We start from the raw sequence: 3,403 nt of genomic DNA on the forward strand, positions 1-3,403 counted from the left end.
GGGCTGCGGGTGCTGCGCGCGGACCCCGGGGCCTGCGCGGCTCTGGACGCCGCCGCGATCGGGCGCCTCCTGGCGGCCCCGCACGACGCCGTGCGGACCTTCGCCTTCCAGATCGCCCAGGCGCGCCTCGCCGCCGGGATCGCCGATTCCGCCGACCTCGCCGCCCTGGTGGCGGCGCTGCTGGCCGCAGCCCTGCCGGAGGCGCGGGCGCTTGCCCTGCGGCGCCTCGAGGCCGGGGCGCCAGTCGTCTGGTCGGATCCGGACCTCGCCGCCGCGCTGCTCACGAGCCCGGAGCCGGATGTCCAGGCGGCGGTCCCGGGGCTCGCCCGGGCGCTGCCCCCAGGGCTCGCGGCGCCCCTGGTCTCGCGGCTGGTGGCGTGGCTGCGGGCGATGCCGCCGGAGCCCGACGCCGCCGCGACGGCCGCGATCCGGGGCCTGCGCGCCGCCCTGCCCCTCCTGTGGCCGGACCACGACCTGCCGGTGCAGCCCGAGACTGCCGCCGCCCTGATCGCGCACCCGGCCGCCGCCATCCGATCGGCCGGCCTCGCGCTCCTGGCGCAGTCCCCTGCCGGAGCCGACGGCCTGCCCCCGGAAAGCTGGGACGCGCTGATCGGCACGGGCTCCGAGGACATCCGGATTGCCGCCCTGGTCCTGCTGGCGCGTCTCGACGACGCGCGGCTCGGACCCTACGCCGAGCGGATCGTCGCCTTCGCCAGCGGGCCCGGCAGCGCCGTCCGGCAGGCCGCCCGGCCCCTGGTGGCGCGCCTCGCGGCGGCGGATCCGGGTCTCGCTCCCCGCCTCGCCCGGGAGCTGATCGGCAGCCTGTTTCGCGCGGCCCCCGACGACGCCTACGCCGCCGACGTCGTGGCCCTGCTGCGCGAGGCCCTGCCGGGGGAATGCGCCGCCCTCGACGACGGCACCCTGTGGCGCCTGCTGCAGGCCCGCGCCGACGGCGCCCGCCGCCTCGGCGCCGCCCTCCTGCCCGACCGGCGCCCCGCGGCCTTCAGCGTCCGCCAGATCGCCCGGCTCGGCGGCCACCCGTACCGGGCGGTGCGGGACTGGGCGATGGCGGCCTTCGCGGCCGACCCGGCCCGGTTCCAGGCCGCGGCGGCCGAGGCCGTGCTCCTCGTGGAGAGCGACTGGCCCGACACCCTCGCCTTCGCCCGCAGCTTTTTTGAAACGTGGCCGGAGGCTGCCTGGACGCCCGGGGCGCTCGCCGTGGTCACCGACAGCGTCAAGCCGGAGGTTCTGGCCTTCGCCCGCCATCTCCTGCGCAGCCGGCTCCGGCCCGAGGATGCGGAGGGGCAGGTGCTGCGCCTGCTGGAGCACCCCGCTCCGTCCATGCATCTCCTGCTCACCGAACTCCTGACCGAGCAGGCCGTGGCGAGCGAGGCGGCCTTCGCGCGGCTGATCCCCCTCGCCCGCACCGTGATGCTGCAGGTGCTGCGGGGCCGGGTCGCCAAGGACCGGATGGCCGCCTTCCTCCGGGCCGAGGCCCTGCGCAGCCGCGCCCGCGCCGAGGCGCTGCTGCCGCTCTTCGCCGATCTCACTCTGAGCGGCACGGCCCGGGACCGCAGCGCCGCGATCCTGGCGCTGCGCGACATCGCCGAGGCCCATCCCGGCCTCGCCGTGCCTCTCGTCCGGCGGCCGCCAGAGGTGCGGGGGCCCATCTCTCCCTCGGCACCCGTCTCGGAAGGGGCTCGATGAACTTCGTCCATCGCTACCTCGGCGAGAGCCGGGCCGTCTCGGATGCGGACGCGACCCGGCTCGGCTTCGTCCCCGACACGTTGCGCGAGCCGACCTACTTCGCCGGGACGGTGGCGCGACACCTGCCGTTCCGCGAGGCGATCTCGGCCCTGCACCACGTCGTCGTGTCGGACCTGCGCTTCAAGCCGAAGGACCGCACCGCCTATTTCGCGTGGCTCCAGGCCCACGAGCAGGAACTCCTGGCCGAGGCCCTCGCCGAGAAGGACAGCCTGCGCGCCGAGATCGAGGCGCTGCGCGCCGAACACCGGGACATCGCGGCCCGTTCCGACGCGGTGATGCGGCCGTTCTACGACGCGCGGAAGCGGTACTTCGACTACCTCTACCGGGAGAATTTCGACGCCTGGATCGTCCTCGACCCGGTCATCACCGTCCATCCGGACGAGGTCTTCTTCGAAGCGTTCAGCCTCGACGAATCGAGCTACGGGCGCCTGTCCTGCGACCACGACACCTTCGCGCGGATCGGCGACATGGCCTGCGGCACGACCAACATCGACTACAGCCACGCCCTCTACGACGAGTTCCAGAAGATCCGCAGCTACCGCGATACCGAGCTGGCGATCGACCCGACCGGCTTCGCGGTCCAGACCTCCGGCGAGGCCGCCTATCGCGAGGACAAGATCGAGCTGCCGGATTCCTGGATGCGGGGCTTCCTGCAGGTGTCGAGCGCCATGGCGCAGCCCGCCCACGTGGTGGACCTGCACCCGGTCGACATGCACGCGATCCTGACCCGCCTCGCCGCGCGCCGGGAGCGCCACGGCCCGCGCGCCCTGCGGTTCCTGCTCGAGCCCGGCCGGCCGGTCAGCGTGCTGATCGAGCCCTGGAACGAGCGGCTGACCTTCCGGCGCTCGATCTACCGCGGCGGCGAGGCCCGCGGAGATCCGCCTGTGGGGCCGGCGGCGCCTAGCCATCCTGGCCCGGACCCTGCCGCTTCGCCCGGTCGGTGCGGCTGCACCTCCTCGGCACCGGCCTGCCGAGCTTCGCGGTGGTGGATTTCGGCGGCCTGCGCTTCACCCTCGGCCTGTCGGGCTGGACCGCCAACGACTGGTCCCGGGCCGGGCAGTTCGACCTGCTCGCCCCCCGGGGGGAGGTCGAGGCCGACACCGCCGCCCGCGTCTTCGCGGCGCTCCGGCGCCACCACGCCGCCGGGACCAGGCAACTCGCCGCCGAGACCGGCCTCGACCGGTCGACCGTGGAGGCGGCGCTCGGCGGCTACGTGCAGGCGGGCCGCGCCATGTTCGACCTCGACAAGCGGGTCTACCGCCTGCGGGAGCTGACCCGGGAGCCACTGGCGCCGGGTGCCCTGCGCTTCGCCTCCGAGCAGGAGGCCAAGGCCGACCGGTTCCTGGCGGCCGGGCTCGTCACCCTCGGGCCCGTCGAGCAGGCGGGGGACCGGCGGCGCCTGAGCGGGACCGTGCTGGATGACGGCCGGAGCCTGACGCCCGCGGTGGAGCTCGATTCCGACGACCGCATGGTCGGCGGCTCCTGCCAGTGCGGCTTCTACACCCACAACCGGCTCACCCGCGGCCCCTGCGCGCACATGCTGGCCGTGCGCCGCTTCTTCCACGCCCAGGTCGAGGGCAAGCCGGCGCGATGGCAGGCGTGAGGCAGACCCGATTGATGCGGCCGCAAGCCTGGC

At 75.1% G+C, this 3,403-nt stretch carries 2 protein-coding genes and 1 pseudogene; all 3 read left to right on the plus strand.

Going from position 1 to position 3,403, the window contains the following annotated elements; translation table 11 throughout:
- Positions 1 to 1,707: pseudogene (locus I53_RS10375) on the plus strand (hypothetical protein); the annotation flags it as partial.
- Positions 1,704 to 3,041: a hypothetical protein gene (locus I53_RS10380; protein WP_251982284.1), complete on the plus strand. Its 1,338-nt coding sequence runs from the start codon at positions 1,704 to 1,706 to the stop codon at positions 3,039 to 3,041. The pseudogene I53_RS10375 and the gene I53_RS10380, both read left to right, overlap by 4 nt.
- Positions 2,999 to 3,370: an SWIM zinc finger family protein gene (locus I53_RS35030; protein WP_251982285.1), complete on the plus strand. Its 372-nt coding sequence runs from the start codon at positions 2,999 to 3,001 to the stop codon at positions 3,368 to 3,370. The genes I53_RS10380 and I53_RS35030 overlap by 43 nt, the downstream gene beginning before the upstream one ends.
- Positions 3,371 to 3,403 lie beyond the last annotated feature (33 nt).

The organism is Methylobacterium sp. B1 (assembly GCF_000333255.1).
GTDB classification, from domain to species: domain Bacteria; phylum Pseudomonadota; class Alphaproteobacteria; order Rhizobiales; family Beijerinckiaceae; genus Methylobacterium; species Methylobacterium fujisawaense.

Excerpts from the sequence above, each read along its gene's own strand:
- I53_RS10380 (WP_251982284.1), top strand. The coding sequence starts at position 1,704 with ATGAACTTCGTCCATCGCTACCTCGGCGAGAGCCGGGCCGTCTCGGAT.
- I53_RS35030 (WP_251982285.1), top strand. The coding sequence starts at position 2,999 with ATGTTCGACCTCGACAAGCGGGTCTACCGCCTGCGGGAGCTGACCCGG.